The 18,660-nt window shown below is 63.7% G+C and carries 20 protein-coding genes; 8 read left to right on the plus strand and 12 right to left on the minus strand.

Going from position 1 to position 18,660, the window contains the following annotated elements; all coding sequences use genetic code 11:
• Position 1: 1 nt before the first annotated feature.
• The 3 genes from IP68_RS01425 to IP68_RS01435 are packed head-to-tail and all read right to left on the minus strand — an operon-like array spanning position 2 to position 1,323.
• Complete coding sequence (locus tag IP68_RS01425) at positions 2 to 391, minus strand: type II toxin-antitoxin system death-on-curing family toxin (RefSeq protein ID WP_054133160.1); 390 nt, start codon at positions 389 to 391, stop codon at positions 2 to 4.
• Between the two features lies 1 nt (position 392).
• Positions 393 to 620, minus strand: a complete 228-nt coding sequence (locus IP68_RS01430; protein WP_054133161.1) for an AbrB/MazE/SpoVT family DNA-binding domain-containing protein — start codon at positions 618 to 620, stop codon at positions 393 to 395.
• A gap of 31 nt (positions 621 to 651) precedes the next feature.
• Complete coding sequence (locus tag IP68_RS01435; protein WP_054133162.1) at positions 652 to 1,323, minus strand: lysoplasmalogenase; 672 nt, start codon at positions 1,321 to 1,323, stop codon at positions 652 to 654.
• A 110-nt stretch (positions 1,324 to 1,433) separates the two neighbouring features.
• Between IP68_RS01435 and trmFO the strand changes: the two genes are divergently transcribed.
• Positions 1,434 to 2,804 (plus strand): methylenetetrahydrofolate--tRNA-(uracil(54)-C(5))-methyltransferase (FADH(2)-oxidizing) TrmFO, encoded by a 1,371-nt coding sequence (trmFO, locus tag IP68_RS01440; protein WP_054133163.1) that lies wholly within the window; start codon positions 1,434 to 1,436, stop codon positions 2,802 to 2,804.
• On the opposite strand, the gene IP68_RS01445 is transcribed toward trmFO, so the two are convergent.
• On the minus strand, positions 2,805 to 3,254 hold the full coding sequence (locus IP68_RS01445) for an EF-hand domain-containing protein (RefSeq protein WP_054133164.1): 450 nt from the start codon (positions 3,252 to 3,254) through the stop codon (positions 2,805 to 2,807). It lies immediately after the preceding gene.
• Between the two features lie 52 nt (positions 3,255 to 3,306).
• Complete coding sequence (locus IP68_RS01450) at positions 3,307 to 3,969, minus strand: squalene/phytoene synthase family protein (RefSeq protein WP_156317892.1); 663 nt, start codon at positions 3,967 to 3,969, stop codon at positions 3,307 to 3,309.
• A gap of 126 nt (positions 3,970 to 4,095) precedes the next feature.
• Between IP68_RS01450 and IP68_RS01455 the strand changes: the two genes are divergently transcribed.
• The 3 genes from IP68_RS01455 to IP68_RS01465 are packed head-to-tail and all read left to right on the plus strand — an operon-like array spanning position 4,096 to position 7,555.
• Positions 4,096 to 6,063 (plus strand): TadE/TadG family type IV pilus assembly protein, encoded by a 1,968-nt coding sequence (locus tag IP68_RS01455; RefSeq protein ID WP_054133166.1) that lies wholly within the window; start codon positions 4,096 to 4,098, stop codon positions 6,061 to 6,063.
• Positions 6,063 to 6,659, plus strand: coding sequence for a TadE/TadG family type IV pilus assembly protein (locus IP68_RS01460; RefSeq protein WP_054133167.1), 597 nt, complete (start codon positions 6,063 to 6,065; stop codon positions 6,657 to 6,659). The genes IP68_RS01455 and IP68_RS01460 overlap by 1 nt, the downstream gene beginning before the upstream one ends.
• Positions 6,656 to 7,555 carry a TadE/TadG family type IV pilus assembly protein gene (locus IP68_RS01465; RefSeq protein ID WP_054133168.1) on the plus strand — a complete coding sequence of 300 codons (900 nt, stop codon included), beginning with the start codon at positions 6,656 to 6,658 and terminating at the stop codon, positions 7,553 to 7,555. Before IP68_RS01460 ends, IP68_RS01465 begins: the two co-directional genes overlap by 4 nt.
• Positions 7,556 to 7,589: 34 nt before the next feature.
• Here the strand turns inward: IP68_RS01465 and IP68_RS01470 are convergent, their stop codons facing one another.
• The 4 genes from IP68_RS01470 to eno all read right to left on the minus strand — a co-directional run bounded on the left by IP68_RS01470 (position 7,590) and on the right by eno (position 11,926).
• Entirely contained in the window at positions 7,590 to 8,984 is a 1,395-nt protein-coding gene (locus IP68_RS01470) for a pyruvate dehydrogenase complex E1 component subunit beta (protein ID WP_054133169.1), read from the minus strand.
• Positions 8,984 to 10,006: a pyruvate dehydrogenase (acetyl-transferring) E1 component subunit alpha gene (gene pdhA, locus IP68_RS01475; protein WP_054133249.1), complete on the minus strand. Its 1,023-nt coding sequence runs from the start codon at positions 10,004 to 10,006 to the stop codon at positions 8,984 to 8,986. The genes IP68_RS01470 and pdhA overlap by 1 nt, the downstream gene beginning before the upstream one ends.
• Positions 10,007 to 10,256: 250 nt before the next feature.
• The gene (locus IP68_RS01480; protein WP_054133170.1) at positions 10,257 to 10,568 is read right to left on the minus strand and encodes a septum formation initiator family protein; all 312 of its coding nucleotides are present in this window, start codon (positions 10,566 to 10,568) and stop codon (positions 10,257 to 10,259) included.
• Between the two features lie 83 nt (positions 10,569 to 10,651).
• Entirely contained in the window at positions 10,652 to 11,926 is a 1,275-nt protein-coding gene (eno, locus tag IP68_RS01485; RefSeq protein WP_054133171.1) for a phosphopyruvate hydratase, read from the minus strand.
• A gap of 214 nt (positions 11,927 to 12,140) precedes the next feature.
• On the opposite strand from eno, the gene IP68_RS01490 reads away from it, so the two are divergent.
• From IP68_RS01490 to IP68_RS01505, 4 genes are all read left to right on the plus strand, one after another.
• Positions 12,141 to 12,731, plus strand: coding sequence for a hypothetical protein (locus tag IP68_RS01490; RefSeq protein ID WP_054133172.1), 591 nt, complete (start codon positions 12,141 to 12,143; stop codon positions 12,729 to 12,731).
• A 155-nt stretch (positions 12,732 to 12,886) separates the two neighbouring features.
• Positions 12,887 to 13,246 (plus strand): phage holin family protein, encoded by a 360-nt coding sequence (locus tag IP68_RS01495; RefSeq protein WP_054133173.1) that lies wholly within the window; start codon positions 12,887 to 12,889, stop codon positions 13,244 to 13,246.
• Positions 13,243 to 13,611 carry a hypothetical protein gene (locus tag IP68_RS01500; RefSeq protein ID WP_150126196.1) on the plus strand — a complete coding sequence of 123 codons (369 nt, stop codon included), beginning with the start codon at positions 13,243 to 13,245 and terminating at the stop codon, positions 13,609 to 13,611. The genes IP68_RS01495 and IP68_RS01500 overlap by 4 nt, the downstream gene beginning before the upstream one ends.
• Positions 13,612 to 13,753: 142 nt before the next feature.
• On the plus strand, positions 13,754 to 13,978 hold the full coding sequence (locus IP68_RS01505; protein WP_054133250.1) for a DUF4170 domain-containing protein: 225 nt from the start codon (positions 13,754 to 13,756) through the stop codon (positions 13,976 to 13,978).
• Between the two features lie 32 nt (positions 13,979 to 14,010).
• On the opposite strand, the gene IP68_RS01510 is transcribed toward IP68_RS01505, so the two are convergent.
• The 3 genes from IP68_RS01510 to carB all read right to left on the minus strand — a co-directional run bounded on the left by IP68_RS01510 (position 14,011) and on the right by carB (position 18,629).
• Positions 14,011 to 14,688: a rhomboid family intramembrane serine protease gene (locus IP68_RS01510; RefSeq protein WP_054133175.1), complete on the minus strand. Its 678-nt coding sequence runs from the start codon at positions 14,686 to 14,688 to the stop codon at positions 14,011 to 14,013.
• Between the two features lie 3 nt (positions 14,689 to 14,691).
• Positions 14,692 to 15,168: a transcription elongation factor GreA gene (gene greA, locus IP68_RS01515; protein ID WP_054133176.1), complete on the minus strand. Its 477-nt coding sequence runs from the start codon at positions 15,166 to 15,168 to the stop codon at positions 14,692 to 14,694.
• Between the two features lie 107 nt (positions 15,169 to 15,275).
• Positions 15,276 to 18,629, minus strand: coding sequence for a carbamoyl-phosphate synthase large subunit (carB, locus tag IP68_RS01520; RefSeq protein ID WP_054133177.1), 3,354 nt, complete (start codon positions 18,627 to 18,629; stop codon positions 15,276 to 15,278).
• Between the last annotated feature and the right edge of the window lie 31 nt (positions 18,630 to 18,660).

Here is an 18,660-nt window from a genome sequence, read left to right on the forward strand (position 1 = left end):
GTCAGGGCTTTGCCACGATGTGATCGCGAAACCAGCGGGCGACCTCGTCTTGGGACAGGTCGCCCGCGGCAACCGCCAGCGTCATCACGACCAGTTCTGCCTCGGTGATCGCGAACTGGACGTCGTTGAGCAGCAGGAAGGTCAACGCCACAACCGCCGCCGTGCGCTTGTTTCCATCGCTGAACGGGTGATTGCGTGCCAGCCCGAAGGCATAGGCAGCCGCAAGGTCAGCCGCATCCGGGTTGCCATAAGCGGCAAGGTTCAACGGCCGACCCAGCGCGCTTTCGACCAGCGCCAGATCACGAATGCCGCTCAGCCCGCCATGTTCGGCGACCTGCTCGTCATGCAGCGCAAGAACGACATCCTGCCGCAGCCAGACCCAGTCCGGCATCTCACTTGGCCAGTTCACGCAAGGCGTTACGATAACGGCCCATCACGTCGCGAGCCGTTGCCATCTGCTTGTCGAAGTCGGGATCGGCAGATTTGAGCGCGATGCCATCAGCCTGCTTGACCACCGACACCTCATCCCCCTGCGCCAGGTTGAGGTGCGCGAGGATATCCTTGGGCAGGATGACGCCGGTCGAGTTGCCGATCTTGATGAGCTTAAGGGGCTTGTTCATACGGATGTTATAACACTAGCCTCCGCTGGCTTCAAGTCGACACCCGCGGGTCCTTGTGGCGCAGCGTCTGGATCACCCCGGTGCAGATCAGGAACTGACCGAAGTAATAGAGCGGCCAGATCAGCCACTCGGGCAGCACCGATCCCTCAAGCGGTCCGAACCGCGCGAAGATCAGCAGGTCGGACGCCACGAACATGATTGCACCGGTGCCGACGCGATAGCGCGGAAAGTCGCTGGTCCATGCCATCGCCGCCATGACGGAGAGGAACAGGGTATAGACGGCTATGCCGGTAGCGCCCGATCGGTCGATCGGCAGCGCCCATGCGATCAGCACTACGGCAGGCACCAACACGATCGCGAACGCCCGCTGGCTGAACGTCACGGTGGGCCGCCGGTGCCGCGCATAGAGCGCGATTGCAACGATATGCCCCAGCAGAAAGGCGATCGCTCCGTAGATGAGGTCGATCTCGATCAGCATGTCGCCGATGGCGCCCAGCGCCATGACGCCGGCGATCAGCCAACCATCGAGCGAATGGTGCCGGACGGACGCGAAGATGGCCAGAAACCCGACGCCAAGACCCTTCCACAGCATCAGGTACAGGCCGGGAATGGGCGCATCGCTGACGAAATAATAGCTGATCGCCGCAACCAGGCTGAGCAGCAGCCACGGCCGCGATTCCACCAATGCGCGTTTGACGACCATATGCCCCTGCCCTTCTGTTCTTGCCAAGCTGATGGCATTGTTCGCATCGCTCGCGCAAGCGGTGCAACGCACCCTGTGCAAAACCAGTCCGCCGCGCTATTTGCTCGAGCATGAGCAACACACACACCTTCGAACATCAGATTCACATCATCGGCGGCGGGCTCGCCGGGTCCGAGGCGGCATGGCAGCTGGCCGAGGCCGGCATCAAGGTGCGGCTGTCGGAAATGCGCGGCGGCGGCGACATGACGCCCGCGCACCAGACCGATGGCCTGGCCGAACTCGTCTGCTCGAACAGCTTCCGCTCGGATGATGCCGACCGCAATGCCGTGGGCCTGCTGCACCAGGAAATGCGCACTTTGGGGTCGCTGATCATGGCGTCGGCGGAAAAGGCCAAGGTGCCTGCAGGATCGGCGCTGGCGGTGGATCGCGACATCTTCTCTGCTGCGGTCACCGAGGCGCTCAGCAACCATCCCAACATCCAGATCGTGCGCGAACGCATCGACAGCCTGCCGGAAAGCGGCCCGACGATCGTCGCCACGGGCCCGCTTACTGCAATGACGCTGGCACAATCGATCGGTGCTGCGACCGGAGAGGATGCGCTCGCGTTCTTCGATGCCATTGCCCCGATCATCCACCGCGACAGCATCGACATGGACATCTGCTGGATGGCGAGCCGCTGGGACAAGGTTGGCCCGGAAGGCGACGGCAAGGACTATATCAACTGCCCGATGGACAAGGAGCAGTATCTTGCCTTCCACCAGGGACTGATGGACGGCGACAAGACCGAGTTCAAGGAATGGGAGAAGGACACCCCCTATTTCGAGGGCTGCATGCCGATCGAGGTCATGGCGTCGCGCGGAGTGGAAACGCTGCGTTTCGGTCCGATGAAGCCGGTAGGGCTCGACAATCCGCGCACCGGGCGCTGGCCCTATGCGGTGGTGCAGTTGCGGCAGGACAACAAATTGGGCACCTTGTGGAACATGGTCGGCTTTCAGACCAAGCTCAAGCACGGCGCGCAGGTCGAGCTGTTCCGCACCATACCGGGCCTGGAAAAGGCCGAGTTCGCGCGGCTGGGCGGGTTGCACCGCAACACCTTCATCAACTCGCCGCGGCTGCTCGACGAACAGCTGCGCCTCAAGGCTGCGCCGCACATCCGCTTTGCCGGGCAGATGACGGGTTGCGAGGGCTATGTCGAAAGCGCCAGCATCGGGCTGATCGCGGGGCGCTTTGCCGCTGCCGAACTGCAGGGCCGGGTGCTTGACGCGCCCCCGGTCACCACCGCGCTGGGCGCCTTGCTGGGGCACATCACCGGGGGCGCGGATGCCAGCGACTTCCAGCCGATGAACGTCAATTTCGGCCTGTTCCCGCCGCCCGAGGGCAAGGTGCACAAGAAGCAGCGCAAGGAGGCCTACACCTCGCGCGCGCGTGCCGACCTGCAAAGCTGGATCAACGGCGAACCGGTCGCGATCGCAGCAGAATAATCAGCATTTGCAACGCGCTACAGGCCGTTTGGGCTTCGTCGTGGCAAACTCCTGAGCCGACAGGCGGCCGTTGCCATCGGCATCGGCCGTGGCAAAGCGGTCGGACGTGGCGACCGCCCATTCCTCGAAGGTGAGCAGGTTGTTGCCATCCTTGTCGAGCGCCTTGAACGCCTTGGTGCGGCTGGCGAGCAGTTCTTCGCGGGTGATGATCCGGTCGCCATTGCGGTCATAACGGGCAAAGCGGCGCTCCTCGCGGGTCATCTCGGTGGCCTCGGGGGGCGCGGGGCCGCGCATCGTCCCGGGATCGGCGATGGGCAGCGCGGTGTCCACAGGCTCGGGTGGCGGCGCTGCGATGCTGGCCAGATCATCGTCCTGCTGCTGCGCACGGATGATGAAGAAGCCGCCGATCACCAGCGCGATCGCCGCCAGACCGCCAAACAGGAAGCGCATTGCCAATCCCCCCGCCAATATCCGGCGAGGGCCCTGCCCCGTCAGCGCTCCCTCAGCGCCCGGTCAGACCATGCCAGACCAGCCCCAGGAACACGCCGGGGCCACCCCAGGGACGATCCATCTGGCCCTGCGCAAAGTCAAGCCGCACCGCCCGCGCGATCATCGAGATCGGACGCAGTTTGCGCGGCAGCCTCGGTGCAGCGAGCGTCGGATCGCCCGCCGCCTTGACGGCAGCGTCCAGCGCAGGTGTGCGGCGGTGAAAGCGCGCCATGTCCCACAGCGCCCAGGCCTTGCCGATCCCTGCCAGATCGTCCCGGCTCACCATCGGCGCGAGGGGTTGAAAGGCGGCGATCAGCGCGCCACGGCCTTCTGCGAATTCTGCCACCGCGGCTCCATCCTCGAGCTCCAGCGCCGCCTCCCAGCCGCGGATCACCGGGCCAAGCGCGGATTGCAGGTCGAGCCCTTGCGCCTCTAGCGGCAGCAGCGCCGCCAGCACCGGATTGGCCGAAGGCCGCTCGCTGGCGGGCTTGCTGATGACGTCATGCCACCACTGCAGGCGGATCTGCGCCAGCATCGCTTCGCGCGCCTGCAGCACGATCCCGGCGATCTGCGCATCGAAGGCGAACAGCGCCTGGCACCAGACCCGCATCTGCGCATCGCCATAGCTGCTGGCGAGCGTGACAAGGGGTGAAACGGGGGGTTCGGGGGCCTGCATGAGGGGCGCGATCCACCAAAAGCCGCGCCGGATCAAGGTAAAGATCGCGGTAACCACGTCCCTTTGAAGGCTGCTTACCATTGCGCGCGTAGAAGGCCCGATACGTGACAGGGGCATTTACCAACCATGACGATCCGTACCACCGATACTCAGCATCGCCATGACGCCATTGCGACGCGCAAGGGCGCGGACCAGACCGCTGCCCGGCGCCCGTGGCTCAACCGCCTGCTTGCATCGAAGCGCGGCAACGTGCTGCCCATCGTGGCGGCCAGCATCCTGCCGATGGCCGCGATGATCGGCGGCGCGGTCGACATGAGCCGCGCCTATATGGTCAAGACGCGCATCCAGCAGGCCTGCGATGCGGGCGTGCTCGCCGGACGCCGCGCGATGCAGCAGAGCAGCTATTCGGACGCCGCCAAGGCGCAGGCGCAGGACTTCTTCGACATCAACTTCAAGGCGGGCTACAACGACTCCCACTCCGTCACCTTCAACACGTCCAATCCCGCTGGCACCAGCAAGGTGCTGGGGTCGGCCTCCACGGTCATGCCCACCGCGATCATGGGGATGTTCGGCAAGAAGACGATCCCGATCGACGTGACCTGCGAGGCAGAGCTCAACCTCAGCAACTCGGACGTCACCTTCGTGCTCGACGTGACCGGATCGATGAACGACAGCATTCCCGTCGGCGGCGGCGGTTCGATCGTCAAGATCACCGCGCTGCGCAACTCGGTGATGAGCTTCTACGACACGCTTGCCAATGCCGCCACCGGCAGCCTGGCGCGCATCCGCTATGCGTTCGTCCCCTATTCGACCAACGTCAATGTCGGCGAGATCCTGTATGACACCAACACCAACTGGCTGAACGGCGGCAACGCTGCCGATAGCTGGAACTATCAGTCGCGTCGCCCCTTGTGGAACGTCACGTCAACCAGCACAGAAACACTGACCAACAACCAAACATTGTCGTTCAACGTCAACGCTACCAATTGCACAAATTACGGAAATAACACCGGATTTTGGCAAGGATGGACTCAATTCAGTCCGAATCCCTCGGGCAATCCCACGACGGAAACAAGCGGCAACACGACAACGAAAACCACTTACCAGCCTTGGCGCTGGGGGGGTGTGGCTGGACCTTGGAGTAGCTCAGGCACGAATACCTGTGTGCGCAGGCGTACACGGGAGATCACAACGACAACCGTGACTGAAACTGCGGTTTGGCAAGCTGGAGCGACGTTCTCGCGCTGGGAATATTTGCAGCGCAGCTATCCCACGTTCGATTTCGTCCGCTCGATCAAGAGCGCCAACCCCGCCGTGCCAACGCCCAGCGAAATCAACGGTAGCACCAGTCGCTGGTCAGGTTGCATCGAGGAACGCGACACCATTGCGGGCGCACCTATCGCTTATGGCTCTGGCGGGATCACCGTCAACGGCAACGCCAACGCGCACGATCTCAACATCGATGCCGTGCCCAACAGCGATGCCACCAAATGGCGGCCACATTGGGAGGATGTCTATTTCTTCCGGAACGACCCAACAAGCCTGAAGAACTATGGCGGCGGCTACACCGCGTGCCCCAGCAAGGCCAGGCTGCTGGCGACGATGACCCGCACCGATGTTCAGAACTACGTCAATTCGCTGGTCGCTGTGGGCGGCACCTATCATGATGTCGGGCTGCTCTGGGGCGCACGCGTCGCATCGCCGCAGGGAATATTCTCGTCGAACGTCAACGCGTCGCCGGGCAATGGCGGATCGGTGGGTCGCCATCTGATCTTCATGACCGATGGCGAGCTGACCAGCTATGACTTCGTGGCGAGCATGTACGGCCTGGAAATGTATGACCAGCGCGTCACCGGCGGCAGCACCAGTCCCAACCAGCTGGAGCGACAGCGGCAGCGCTATCTCGCGATCTGCGAGGCGATCAAGGCCAAGGGTATCCGCCTGTGGGTGATCGCCTTCGGCACCACACTGACCACCGACCTGCAGACCTGCTCCAGCTCGGGCAGCTCGTTCACGGCGGCAAACAGCTCGCAGCTGAACACCGCATTCCAGAACATCGCCAAGCAGATTTCCGAACTGAGGTTGACCAAGTGATGGCCCTGCCCGTCTTCATTAATCGCATTCGCCAGGACCGGCGCGGGGTTTCCGCGACCGAGTTCGGGCTGATCGCGCCCACCTTCATCATGATGCTGCTGGGTGTGTTCGACATGGGCTACAATGTCTATGCCAGCGCCATCCTCGACGGCGCGGTGCAGAAGGCGGGGCGCGATTCCGCGCTGGAGACGGGTGCCAATGCCGTCGGGACGCTCGATGCCAAGGTGAAGGAAAACCTGGGCCCGCTCGGCACCGGGGCGGTGTTCTCGTATGAACGGCGCAACTATCGCGACTTCGCCAAGGTCGGCCTGCCCGAGGACTTCGAGGACAAGAACAGCAATTCTGTCCGGGATGCCGGCGAATGCTTCACCGATGAAAACGCCAATGGCACTTGGGATGCGGATCTGGGCAAGGACGGCGTCGGCGGAGCGCGCGACGTCGTGCTGTACACCGTGCGCATGAACTATCAGCGCAAGTTTCCGCTCTACAACCTGATCGGGATGAGCAGCCAGGCGACGATCGCCTCGGCCACCGTTTTGCGCAACCAGCCTTATGCCGACCAGGCCTCTGAAACCACGCAGGTGATTTGCACATGAACGCTGCCCATCCCCAGCCGCTGCCGGCACCCCATCCCGAAAAACGCGGCCTTCTGGCGCGCGGCAGGCAGTTTGCCCGCAAGCTGCGTCGTGACCGTTCGGGCATGGCGCTGATCGAGTTTGCCTTCACCCTGCCCTTGTTCACGGGGCTCGGCTTTTATGGCATCGAGATTTCCAATCTGGCGATCACGCAGATGAAGATGAGCCAGATCGCGCTCAACATGGCCGACAATGCCTCACGCATCGGCACGCTGAACGCCAATCTGGGCGCCAAGGTGATCTCCGAACAGCAGATCAACGACGTGTTTCAGGCAGCCGCGCTGCAGGCGGGTGCCGCCGGCCTCTATCAGGATGGCCGCACGATCCTCTCCAGCCTCGAGCTCAATGCCAATGGCGGCCAGACCATCATGTGGCAGCGTTGCAAGGGAATGGACTTCGAGGATTCGAATTACGGCCCTCAAGGCACCGGTGCCACCGGAACCAGCTTCCAGGGCATGGGTCCTTCAGGCGACAAGATCCAGGCGACATCCGGCACGGCGGTGATGTTCGTCGAGCTGCACTACACCTATCACCCGCTGTTCGGCAGCATGTTCATGGAAGACCGCGAGCTGTATCAGGAGGCCGCCTATACGGTGCGCGACAGCCGCGAAATCGGCAAGGAACCCGGAAACAACGTGTCTGCAAGTCGCAAGTCTACCTGCGACAAATACGACGCCATCCTGCCGCAGACATCGGATGCCGATATCGCCGCGGCGCAAGCGGCGCTCGCCGCTGGCGGCGGGGACGGTGATGACGACGACGAGGATGAAGGTCTGCCGGGCTATAGCGGCGGCACCAACCCCACCAATCCTGACAAGGGGCTGTGCGTCGCGGGTCTGATCTGCACCAAGACCTGAGCGTGGCCGGGCCTCACGACCCGGCCACCCCCTGTCATCCCTTGTAGCAGACCTTCTTGACCGCCTTGATCACGCGGGCGCTGTCGACCAGCGCCAGTTTCTCCAGGTTCGCGGCATAAGGCAGCGGCACGTCCTCGTTGGTGACGCGCAGCACCGGTGCATCGAGATCGTCGAAGCCCTGCTCCATCGCCACCGCCATGATTTCGCTGGAGATCGAGCAGACCGGCCAACCTTCCTCGACCACCACCATGCGGTTGGTCTTCTTGAGGCTTTCGAGAACGGTTGCGGTATCGAGCGGACGCAGCGTGCGCAGATCGATGACCTCGGCCTCGATGCCTTCGGCTGCCAGCTTGTCCGCGGCGTCGAGCGCGACGGCGACCCCGATCGAATAGCTGACGATGGTGACGTCTGCGCCCGCGCGCATGATCCGCGCCTTGCCGATCGGCAGGACATGGTCCTCCAGATCGGGGACATCGAAGCTGCGGCCATAGACCAGCTCGTTTTCCAGGAACACCACCGGGTCCTCGGTGCGGATCGCGGCTTTCAGCAGGCCCTTGGCATCGGCTGAATCATACGGCGCGATCACGATCAGGCCGGGAACGCTGGCATACCACGGACCGAAGTTCTGGCTGTGCTGCGCGCCCACGCGGCTGGCCGCGCCATTGGGTCCGCGGAACACCACCGGGCAGCGCATCTGCCCGCCGGACATATAATTGGTCTTGGCCGCCGAGTTGATGATGTGGTCGATCGCCTGCATCGCGAAGTTGAAGGTCATGAACTCGATGACCGGACGCAGGCCGCCCATCGCCGCGCCCGCCCCGATACCGGCAAAGCCGTATTCGGTGATCGGGGTGTCGATGACGCGGCGCGCGCCGAACTCCTCGAGCAATCCTTGGGTGACCTTGTACGCGCCTTGATATTCGGCGACTTCCTCGCCCATCACGAACACGCGGTCGTCGCGGCGCATTTCCTCGGCCATCGCATCGCGCAGCGCTTCACGCACCGTGGTCGAGACCATCTTGGTGCCTTCAGGCACGGCAGGATCGCTGACCGGAGCGCGCTTGGGCGTTTCGGGGACGATCTTGGCGTCCTCGCTCGGCGCTTCGGCCTTTGCAGGCTCGGCGGCGGGTTCGGCAGCGGGTTCGGCAGCGGCAGCGGCAGCAGGCGCTGGCGTGGAGGCATCTTCCCCTTCGGCAGCGATCATCGCGATGACCGCACCCACCTTCACATTGTCGGTGCCCTCGGCGATCAGGATCTTGGTGATCGTGCCTTCGTCGACCGCCTCGAATTCCATTGTCGCCTTGTCGGTCTCGATTTCGGCGAGGATGTCACCAGAGGCAACGGTGTCGCCTTCCTTGACCAGCCATTTGGCCAGCGTGCCTTCCTCCATGGTCGGGGAAAGCGCGGGCATTTTCAGTTCGATGGCCATCAATATTGCTCCACCAGCACATCGGTATACAGGTCGGACGGGTCCGGCTCGGGCGAGGTTTCGGCAAAGTCTGCCGCCTCGCTCACCAGCTTTCGGATGTCCTTGTCGATCGTCTTCATCGCGTCTTCGGAAACGCCCATCTTGAGCAGTTCCGCCTTGGCCGCCTCGATCGGATCGGAATTGTCCTTCATGTTCTGCACTTCCTCGCGGCTGCGATACTTGGCAGGGTCCGACATCGAGTGCCCGCGATAGCGATAGGTCTTGAGCTCCATCAGCAGCGGACCATTGCCGCCGCGGACATATTCGAGCGCCGCCTCGGCCGCGCCGCGCACTTCGAGCACGTCCATGCCGTTGACCTGCATGCCGGGGATGCGGAACGAGTCACCGCGACGATAGAATTCGGTCTCGGCGCTGCTGCGCGACACCTTGGTGCCCATGGCATAGCCGTTGTTCTCGATCACGAAGATGATCGGCAGCTTCCACAGGGCTGCCATGTTGAAGCTTTCATAGACCTGGCCCTGGTTGGCCGCGCCATCGCCGAAATAGGCCATGCACACGCCGCCATCCTCGGTGTACTTGTGACCGAAGGCCAGGCCCGCACCCAGCGCAACCTGCGCGCCGACGATGCCGTGGCCACCATAGAATTTGTGCTCGGTCGAGAACATGTGCATCGAGCCGCCCTTGCCGCGCGAAATGCCCGCGCCGCGCCCGGTGAGCTCGGCCATGATAACCTTGGGATCGATACCATAAGCCAGCATATGGCCATGGTCGCGATAGCCGGTGATCACGCTGTCCTTCCCCGGCGTCAGCGCCGATTGCAGGCCGACCGCGACCGCTTCCTGGCCGATGTACAGGTGGCAGAATCCGCCGATCAGGCCCAGGCCATACAGCTGTCCGGCGCGCTCTTCGAAGCGGCGGATCAGCAGCATTTCCTTGTAGAAATGCAGCAGCTCGTCGGCGGTCGCTTCATGCCGCTGCGGATCGCGCGGGCGGGGGTGGTTGCTCCCCTCTTCGGGAAGCACTGCCGACTTCGCCTTGGCGGCAGGCGCATCGGCATCTGCGGACTTGGCGGGAGCTTTTGCGGGTGGTTTGCGAACGGGCTTTGCAGCGGGTGTCTTGACCAAGACGGGAAACCTTTCACGATTGGGATCGGTGCCGTGAGGCGGGGAGGAAACGACCGCAGCGGGTATAGAAGCAAGCACGCGGTTTACGCAACGGCCTAGGCGGGTTTTGCGCAATAATCCCGCAGCATGGCTGCGGTGACCGGGCCGCCTATTTCAGCGGAACGATGATCTCGTCGGGATGCGCGACATTGAGATCGCGGCGCACCAGTTCGCTCACCAGATCGGGGTCGACCGCGCGCGGATCGAGCAGCTTCACCCGGTTGCGCAGCGCGTCGCGCTGGTCGCGCAGGCGGGCAAGCTCCACCTTCTGCACCTCGAGCCGCTGGCGATAATCGCCCCAGGCGAGCACGCCCGTCGGCCCGAGCAGCGCATACCCCGCGATCACCAGCAAGGCGACGAGCGAGATGCCCGGCGCAATGGCCTGCTTTGCTGGTTTGATGACGGGTTTACGTTGCGGCATTAACCCTATGAATCACAATTGATTCGGGCTGACAAGCCGAAACCGCCTTCCCGAATCAAATATGCGATCAATAGAAGTCAAGATCAGCGAAAGATCGCTGCCCCGGCATAATGGGCGCTAGCGCCCAGCTCTTCTTCGATGCGGATCAGCTGGTTGTACTTGGCAAGCCGGTCCGAGCGGGCAAGCGAGCCGGTCTTGATCTGGCCGCAGTTGGTCGCGACCGCCAGATCGGCGATCGTCGCGTCCTCGGTCTCGCCCGAACGGTGCGACATCACCGCGGTATAGCCCGCACGGTGCGCCATGCTGACGGCTTCGAGCGTCTCGGTGAGCGTGCCGATCTGGTTGACCTTGACCAGCAGGCTGTTGGCCAGGCCCTTTTCGATGCCCATCGCCAGCCGCTCGGGGTTGGTGACGAACAGATCGTCGCCGACCAGCTGGACCTTGTTGCCCAGCAGTTCTGTAACCGCGAGCCAGCCTTCGAAATCATCCTCGCTCATGCCGTCCTCGATCGAGCGGATCGGATATTCGTCGCACAGCTTGCCGAGATAGTCCGCCATTTCGGTGGGGCTGAGCGAAAGGCCTTCGCCGCTGATCTCGTACTTGCCGTTGCGGAAAAATTCGGTTGCGGCGCAATCGAGCGCCAGCACGACGTTCTCGCCCGGCTTGAAGCCGGCCTTTTCGACCGACGCCATGATGAAGTCGAGCGCGGCGCGGGTCGAGGCGAGGTTGGGGGCAAAGCCGCCTTCGTCGCCGACCGCAGTCGCCAGACCCTTCTCGTGCAGCCCCTTCTTGAGCGTGTGGAAGATTTCCGATCCCCAGCGCACGGCCTCGGCCAGGCTATCCGCGCCGACCGGCATGATCATGAATTCCTGAAAATCGATCGGGTTGTCGGCATGCTCGCCGCCATTGATGATGTTCATCATCGGCACCGGCAGCACATGCGCCGAGACGCCGCCGACATAGCTGTACAGCGGCAGGCCGCGTGCATCGGCTGCGGCCTTGGCGACCGCGAGGCTGACACCCAGGATCGCGTTGGCGCCCAGCCGCGACTTGTTTTCGGTGCCATCCAGGCCGATCATCGCCATGTCGATGTCACGCTGGTCTTCTGCGTCGAGCCCGACGATCGCCTCGAAGATCTCGCTGTTGACCATGTCGACCGCCTGGGTGACACCCTTGCCCAGATACATCGCCATGTCGCCATCGCGCTTCTCGACTGCCTCATAGGCTCCGGTCGACGCGCCCGAGGGCACCCCTGCCCGGCCAAAGCTGCCGTCTTCGAGCAGCACATCGACTTCGACCGTGGGGTTGCCGCGGCTGTCGAGAATCTGGCGGGCGTGGATATCCATGATCGCGGTCATAAGCGGCACTCTTTCGGGTCTGGCAGGTGGATGGAATGGCGCACCCTCTAGGGCTTGGAGGGCCCGTTGGCAACCATCCGGACGCACGTTGGCGCGTCCATGCTGCAAACGCGAAAACGCTTGAAAATGTGCACGGACTGGCCAGAATAGTGCAAGGGCAAGCGGAACCGCGGCAACGCCTCATGCGTCTGCTGCAAAGCTTGAGGAGGAATATATGTCCGAAGAAGAAATCAAGGCCGCTGCCCCGACCGAGGCTGCGCCCAAAAAGCCGCGCACCAAAAAGGCAACCAGCCCCATAGATGGCTCCGCCACGACCGCTGCACCCAAGCGCAAGACGACGGCCACGCCAACCGAGGCCATCGCTCCTGCCGTGGCGACCGGAACCGCGCTTGCGGTCACGACCGCGCCCGAAACCGCTTCGTCCGACACCAGCGCGCTGGGCGCCGCTGCAGCCAAGGTGAATGCCATGATCCCCGACAACATGACCGACAAGGCCCGCGAAGTGGCGACCGACGTCAAGGACAAGGCCAGCGACGCCGTGCATGGCCTGGCCCGCATCATCAGCGACAGCGCCGGGGCGATCGACGACAATATCGGCCCCAAATATGGCGATTATGCGCGCACTGCGGCGCAATCGGTCAGCGAAGCTGCCGATCGTCTGCGCGCCAAGCCTGTGGATGAGATCGCCGAGGATACGCGCGAATTCGTGCGGACCAAGCCTGCGGCCGCTCTGGGCATCGCGGCGGTGGTCGGCCTGATGCTCGCCAAGCTTGTCGGATCGGTCTTTGGCGGCAAGAAGCTCTGACCGCAGGTCCGGCGCCGATTGCACCCAAATTGATGACCACCATTCCCAATCCCGCGCCTGGGTCCAGTGCGCCTGCATCTGCTGTCGCTCCGGACACAGGTGCAGGTGATGACACTGCCGCCCGGGACGCGAGCGAACCCACTGTCAAACCCGGAATGATCGACCAGTTGCGCGGCCTGTACGCCGATGGCCGCGAGATGATTGATGCCGAAATCGGCTTTCAGAAAGCGCGGATGTCGGCAGCCGGCCGGCAGATCCGCACCATGGCGCTGCTTGGCGTCGTCGGCCTGATCCTGATCAGCTGCGCGCTCATTGCGCTGGTGGTGGGGACGATGATCGCACTCATCCCGATCCTGGGCGCATGGGGTGCGATGGGCGCCACCGTTGCAGGCAGTCTGGTGCTGGCGGCATTGTGCTTCTGGCTGGCGGCGGGCCGCGTCGGCAAGGTCAGCGCATTGTTCGCGGCTGATCCCGAAGCCGAAACCACCGCCACCGCTGCGGAGGGTCACGCATGACAGAGCAGATGCAGGCCGCGCAAAGCCCTGACGAGCATGAACCCAGCCTTGCGGAAGTTGCCGCACGCAGGGTCGCCGCGCGCACCCAGTGGCAAAAGGCGCTCGCCCGCGCCAAGGAGCGCTTCACGCCGGCGAATGTTGCCGACGAAGCGATAGACACCGCCGCCAACACCATCGGCGGCGCTGCGGACAAGGCGGCGGGATTCGCCTGGGCGCATCGCGGCAAGCTGGCACTGGCGGGACTTCTGGGCGGGCTGTTTTACGGCCGCAAGCCCATCGCCAAGGCTACCGGGCCGCTGGTCGGCAAGGCCAGGGCGTCGATCGGCAAGGCGCGCGAGACGTTGCTCAGCCGCAAGAAGCCCTGATCGCAGCTACGCGCGTCAGGGCTGGAAAATCGTTCCAGATGCGACTAAGGCGCACCGCTATCACGCGGTGGCCGCCAAGGCCCCGGTGAAGGAGAGGATGCCGCCCGGCATCCAGTTCATCGGTCATGGGACGCACAATTCAATGAGCAAACTTCATCTCGTCATGGGCGGACGCGTCAGCGATCCGCAAACCCTCGATTTCTGCGAACTCGACAACATGGATCTTGTCGGCGTCTATCCCGATTATGCCAGCGCCGAAGAAGCCTGGCGCAGCAACGCTCAGCGCACGGTCGATGACGCCGAGATGCGCTATGTCATCGTGCACCTGCACCGGCTGCTCGATCCCGAAACCCCCGAACAGGCCTGATCGCCCGTCGTTTAGCCCCCGCACTCGCCGTGTTACGGAATGTCGTGACGCGGCCTGCGCGGGCGATGGCTCTGCGCCAGAGGCACGGCCAGTGCCAGACCGGCGGCAAACCCGCCGATATGCGCCCAAATGGCGATGCCGAGAGCGGTTCCTGCAAAGGCGAGCTGGCTGAGCAGGTTGATGCCGATCCACGCGGCTGCCAGCCACGCAATGTGCACGACCAGGCCCGGCACCGGTCCGATGGCCTTTGGCTTGCGCCGGGCGAACAGCAGGAAATAGGCGGCGAGCAGCGCTGAGATCGCTCCGCTTGCGCCCACCACCGGCGTTGTCGAGAGCGGATCGACGGCGTAGTGCATCGCCGCCGCCCCGACGATCCCTGCGGCATAGAGCAGCACGAACCGACCTGTGCCGAGCGCCACCTCGATCATGCGGCCGACCACCACCAGCACCAGCATGTTCATCGCCAGGTGGAAAAGCCCGGCGTGCAGGAATGCAGAGGTCACCGGGGTCAGCCACACGGGGACGACCCAGGGGTAATCCAGCGGCAGCGCGCTCGTATGGCCGTGCAGGCTGTCGGAAAGCCGCGCCGCCCAGAACCCGCCTTCAACCTGAAAGCGTTCGGTCCAGCCGGTCAGAAAGCCTGCAAGCCAAACCAGCACATTGGCAATCACCAGCGCGTTGGTCGCCGCGCCGCGCGGCAGATTGGGCATGTGTCAGATGAACTCGATCTTCGACACGACATAGAACTTGTCGCCCGAAGGCACGCTGACCTCGACCTCGTCGTCGAGCAGGCGGCCGATCAGCGCGCGGCCCAGCGGGCTGGAATAGCTGATCTTGCCTTTGCGCGCGTCGGCTTCTGCTTCGCCGACGATCTGGTATTTCACCGGCTTGTCGTCTTCGTCGAGCAGCGTCACGGTCGCGCCGAACACGACCTTGTTGCCCGAAAGCGTGGTCGGATCGATGATCTGTGCGCGGCTCAATTTGCCTTCCAGGTCGGCGATGGTCGCCTCGACCTGGCCCTGACGCTCCTTGGCGGCATGATATTCGGCGTTCTCGGAAAGATCGCCATGCGCGCGCGCTTCCTCGATCGCCTCGACGATCAGGGGGCGCTCTTCCTTGAGCAACTTCAGCTCGCGCGAAAGCTTTTCATATCCTTCTGCCAGCATGGGCAGCTTATCGACGGTTGCCATTCGGCATATCCCTTCTTCTGTGGCCGAGCCTGGCCCATCACCCGACAAATAAAGCTCTTCGCGGCCCCGCAACGGGACCACACAAGGTTAACGACTTGTCGGGGGGCTCAAGCGTCAGGCCGTATATAATAAGCCTGAAGCGGCTTTACTTCAAGGCTGCTCTTGGCGAGCGAGGCCATCGCCCGCACCGCTGCGACGCTGGCCGCGGCGGTGGTGAAGTACGGAATCTTGCCGCTGAGTGCGCTCGCGCGGATCGATTGCGAATCCTTCAGGCTCTGCCAGCCTTCGGTGGTGTTGAAGATCAGCGCAATCTGGCCGTCCTTGATCCGGTCGACGATGTGCGGACGTCCCTGCGCCACCTTGTTGACCTCGGTTACCGCCACGGCGTTGTCCTTAAGATAACGCGCGGTGCCGCCGGTGGCGACCACGTCCATGCCCAGAGCGATCAGGCCGCGCGCGGCCTCGAGGATCACCGGCTTGTCGCCATCCTTGACCGAAATGAACACGGTGCCGTTGGTCGGCAGCGTCAGACCCGCGCCGATCTGCGCCTTGGCAAAGGCGGTGGCAAAGTCCTTGTCGATGCCCATCACCTCGCCGGTCGACTTCATCTCGGGGCTCAGCACCGGATCGACCCCGGCAAAGCGCGCCCAGGGGAACACCGCTTCCTTGACCGCCATGTGGTCGATGTTGCGATCGATCACCGGCAGGTCGGCCAGCATCTCGCCCGCCATCACCCGCGCGGCATATTTGGCCACCGGCTGGCCGATCGCCTTGGCGACGAAGGGTACTGTGCGGCTGGCACGCGGATTGACCTCGATCAGATAGACCTGGCCTTCCTTGACCGCGAACTGGATGTTCATCAGCCCGCGGACCTTGAGGCCCTCGGCCAGCGCACGGGTCTGACGTTCCATTTCGGCGATGAGGTCATCGGACAGACTGTAGGGGGGAAGCGAGCAAGCGCTGTCGCCCGAATGCACGCCTGCTTCCTCGATATGCTGCATGATCCCGGCGATCGCGACATCGCGGCCGTCGCAGATCGCATCGACATCGACCTCGATCGCATCGCGCAGATACTGGTCGATCAGCACCGGACTGTCGCCGGACACCTGCACGGCCGTCGCGATATAGGATTCGAGCTGCGCCTGACCGTCGACGATCTCCATCGCCCGGCCGCCCAGCACGTAGGATGGCCGGATCAGCACCGGATAGCCGATGCGGCTCGCCACTGCGATCGCCTCTTCGCGGCTGCGCGCAATGCCGTTCATCGGCTGCTTCAGGCCAAGCTTGTCGACCAATTTGGCAAAGCGCTCGCGGTCTTCGGCAAGGTCGATCGCGTCGGGCGATGTGCCGAGGATCGGGATGCCCGCATCCTCGAGCGCCTGCGCCAGCTTGAGCGGGGTCTGCCCGCCGAACTGGACAATGACGCCGACGAGTTCGCCGTTCGAGCGTTCGACGTCGAGGATCTCGAGCACGTCCTCTGCGGTCAGCGGCTCGAAATACAGCCGGTCCGAGGTATCGTAATCGGTACTCACCGTTTCCGGATTGCAGTTGATCATGATCGTCTCATAGCCCGCGTCGCCCAGCGCGAAGCACGCGTGGCAGCAGCAGTAATCGAACTCGATCCCCTGGCCGATGCGGTTGGGCCCGCCACCCAGGATCACGATCTTGCGGCGATTGGTCGGCTGGCTCTCGCACTCGGGCTCGCCAAAGCTGGGCGCCTCATAGGTTGAATACATATACGGCGTCTTCGCCTCGAACTCCGCCGCGCAGGTGTCGATCCGCTTGAACACGGGGCGCACGCCGAGCTTGTGGCGCAAGGCGCGCACTTCCTCTTCGGTGACGCCGCCGGTCATCGCGACCACGGCATCGCGCACCAGGCCCGATCCGCGCGCGATGGCGTGGCTCATGCCGGGCCGCAGATGCGCCGACTTGAGCGCCAGATAGGCGAGACGCTTGTCCGAAAAGCCCATCGACTTCAGCCGCCGCATGCCCACCGCATCGCGCGGCAGGCCATCTGCGAGCACTTCGTTCTCGGCATCGACGATCTGCTTGATCTGCTCAAGGAACCAGGGGTCGTATTTCGCGACCGCGTGGACCTGCTCGACGGTCATGCCCTCGCGCAGCGCCTGCGCCGCGATCAGCAGCCGGTCGGGGGTCGCCTGGCTCAGTTCCGCAACGATATCGTCGTGCGGCGCGCCGACGAGGTGGTCGACCATGTTGAAGCCGCTCAGGCCCGTTTCCAGCCCGCGCAGCGCCTTCTGCACCGATTCCTGGAAGTTGCGGCCGATCGCCATCACCTCGCCCACCGATTTCATCGCGGTGCCGAGCAGCGGGCTTGCACCCTTGAACTTCTCGAACGCGAACCGGGGGATCTTGGTGACGACATAGTCGATCGTCGGCTCGAAGCTGGCGGGCGTCGCACCGGTGATGTCGTTGGTGATCTCGTCGAGCGTGTAGCCCACCGCGAGCTTGGCCGCGACCTTGGCGATCGGGAAGCCGGTGGCCTTCGACGCAAGCGCCGACGAGCGCGACACGCGCGGGTTCATCTCGATGACGATCAGGCGGCCGTCCTTGGGGTTGACCGCGAACTGCACGTTCGACCCGCCCGTTTCCACGCCGATCTCGCGCAGCACCGCAATGCTGGCTGAGCGCATGATCTGATATTCCTTGTCGGTCAGCGTCAGCGCGGGCGCCACAGTGATGCTGTCACCGGTGTGCACGCCCATCGGATCGACATTCTCGATCGAGCAGATGATGATGGCGTTGTCGTTCTTGTCGCGCACAACCTCCATCTCGTACTCTTTCCAGCCGAGCAGAGATTCCTCGATCAGCACTTCGGTGGTTGGCGAGGCATCGAGCCCGCCGGTGACGATCTGGACGAACTCGTCGCGGTTGTAGGCGATGCCGCCGCCGGTGCCGCCCATGGTGAAGCTGGGGCGGATGATCGAGGGAAGGCCTGTGCGTTCGAGCACGGCGAGGGCTTCGTCGATCGTGTGCGCAATGCCCGAGCGCGCTGATTCCAGCCCGATCTTGTCCATCGCGTCGCGGAACTTCAGCCGATCCTCGGCCTTGTCGATCGCTTCGGCCTTGGCGCCGATCAACTCGACGTCGTATTTCTCGAGCGTGCCATCCGCGTCGAGCGCCAGCGCGGTGTTGAGCGCGGTCTGCCCGCCCATCGTCGGCAGCACCACCAGCTTCTCGTTCGGGCGCTCGGCGCGCTCCTTGGCGATAATCTTGGCGACGATCTCGGGCGTGATCGGCTCGACATAGGTCGCATCGGCCATGTCGGGATCGGTCATGATCGTTGCGGGGTTGGAATTGACCAGAATGATCCGGTAGCCTTCCTCCTTCAACGCCTTGCACGCCTGCGTGCCCGAATAATCGAACTCGCACGCCTGGCCGATGATGATCGGGCCTGCGCCGATGATCAGGATGCTGTTAATATCGGTGCGCTTGGGCATTGTTGTTGTGCTCTCTTTAAAGGCTTTGTTT

The organism is Blastomonas sp. AAP25, assembly GCF_001295965.1.
GTDB lineage: Bacteria > Pseudomonadota > Alphaproteobacteria > Sphingomonadales > Sphingomonadaceae > Blastomonas > Blastomonas fulva.

Coding starts and splice junctions, on each gene's coding strand:
- IP68_RS01425 (WP_054133160.1), bottom strand. CDS start 391: ATGCCGGACTGGGTCTGGCTGCGGCAGGATGTCGTTCTTGCGCTGCAT.
- IP68_RS01430 (WP_054133161.1), bottom strand. CDS start 620: ATGAACAAGCCCCTTAAGCTCATCAAGATCGGCAACTCGACCGGCGTC.
- IP68_RS01435 (WP_054133162.1), bottom strand. CDS start 1,323: ATGGTCGTCAAACGCGCATTGGTGGAATCGCGGCCGTGGCTGCTGCTC.
- trmFO (WP_054133163.1), top strand. CDS start 1,434: ATGAGCAACACACACACCTTCGAACATCAGATTCACATCATCGGCGGC.
- IP68_RS01445 (WP_054133164.1), bottom strand. CDS start 3,254: ATGCGCTTCCTGTTTGGCGGTCTGGCGGCGATCGCGCTGGTGATCGGC.
- IP68_RS01450 (WP_156317892.1), bottom strand. CDS start 3,969: ATGCAGGCCCCCGAACCCCCCGTTTCACCCCTTGTCACGCTCGCCAGC.
- IP68_RS01455 (WP_054133166.1), top strand. CDS start 4,096: ATGACGATCCGTACCACCGATACTCAGCATCGCCATGACGCCATTGCG.
- IP68_RS01460 (WP_054133167.1), top strand. CDS start 6,063: ATGGCCCTGCCCGTCTTCATTAATCGCATTCGCCAGGACCGGCGCGGG.
- IP68_RS01465 (WP_054133168.1), top strand. CDS start 6,656: ATGAACGCTGCCCATCCCCAGCCGCTGCCGGCACCCCATCCCGAAAAA.
- IP68_RS01470 (WP_054133169.1), bottom strand. CDS start 8,984: ATGGCCATCGAACTGAAAATGCCCGCGCTTTCCCCGACCATGGAGGAA.
- IP68_RS01480 (WP_054133170.1), bottom strand. CDS start 10,568: ATGCCGCAACGTAAACCCGTCATCAAACCAGCAAAGCAGGCCATTGCG.
- eno (WP_054133171.1), bottom strand. CDS start 11,926: ATGACCGCGATCATGGATATCCACGCCCGCCAGATTCTCGACAGCCGC.
- IP68_RS01490 (WP_054133172.1), top strand. CDS start 12,141: ATGTCCGAAGAAGAAATCAAGGCCGCTGCCCCGACCGAGGCTGCGCCC.
- IP68_RS01495 (WP_054133173.1), top strand. CDS start 12,887: ATGATCGACCAGTTGCGCGGCCTGTACGCCGATGGCCGCGAGATGATT.
- IP68_RS01500 (WP_150126196.1), top strand. CDS start 13,243: ATGACAGAGCAGATGCAGGCCGCGCAAAGCCCTGACGAGCATGAACCC.
- IP68_RS01505 (WP_054133250.1), top strand. CDS start 13,754: ATGAGCAAACTTCATCTCGTCATGGGCGGACGCGTCAGCGATCCGCAA.
- IP68_RS01510 (WP_054133175.1), bottom strand. CDS start 14,688: ATGCCCAATCTGCCGCGCGGCGCGGCGACCAACGCGCTGGTGATTGCC.
- greA (WP_054133176.1), bottom strand. CDS start 15,168: ATGGCAACCGTCGATAAGCTGCCCATGCTGGCAGAAGGATATGAAAAG.
- carB (WP_054133177.1), bottom strand. CDS start 18,629: ATGCCCAAGCGCACCGATATTAACAGCATCCTGATCATCGGCGCAGGC.